The organism is Pseudoalteromonas sp. G5_S1_14_S5 (assembly GCF_054968605.1).
This window is the reverse complement of sequence record NZ_JBQKUM010000225.1, coordinates 1-511: the sequence shown is the minus strand read 5'-3', so window position 1 is coordinate 511 and position 511 is coordinate 1. Positions and strand designations below refer to the sequence as shown.

The following is a 511-nucleotide window of genomic DNA, read 5'->3' as shown; positions in this document are numbered from 1 at the left end:
CATCAGCATCACCAAGCTTATCGGGGCGGCACCACCAGTCTTGATGTATCAGTACCAATGTTCTCGATGTATGGCTATCCAGCAGCATAACGGAGTGAACCCACCATCCACGAGACGTATCTGTTTCTTTACCGAGCTTTCCTAACGAGGGAGCAACACTATGCTTAAAGCTTAAAGAAGTCGTATCTTCAAGGGCAAGTATTTCATCGACACTAGCCGCCTGTTGAGCTGCATATTCAAAGCCTGCAGCTCTAATCACGGATGGGCTGACATTTTCGTTACGGATCAAGCGGTACGCTCCCTCTAGTTTTGACTCACTTCCTAGACAAGTTTGAGCTAGGGACTTTCCACTGCTAGCGGCTAACTGAGAGGCTACACATTTTAGTCGTTCTGTTCTGCGTTTATCGCCCAGAGTGGAGCTGCCAAAATGGTCATCGGCCCATTGTTCGTGATTAAAAAGAGACATAGCAAGCCAAAAATAGTGGATTTGTATGATCTGATCGCACACATA

1 protein-coding gene is annotated in these 511 nt (G+C 46.8%); it reads right to left on the bottom strand.

The genetic code is table 11. The annotated features are described in order from the left end of the window. The coding region (locus tag ACTRWI_RS22645; protein ID WP_499133934.1) for an IS4/Tn5 family transposase DNA-binding protein at window positions 1-466 on the bottom strand (466 nt) is incomplete at its 3' end. Window positions 467-511 lie beyond the last annotated feature (45 nt).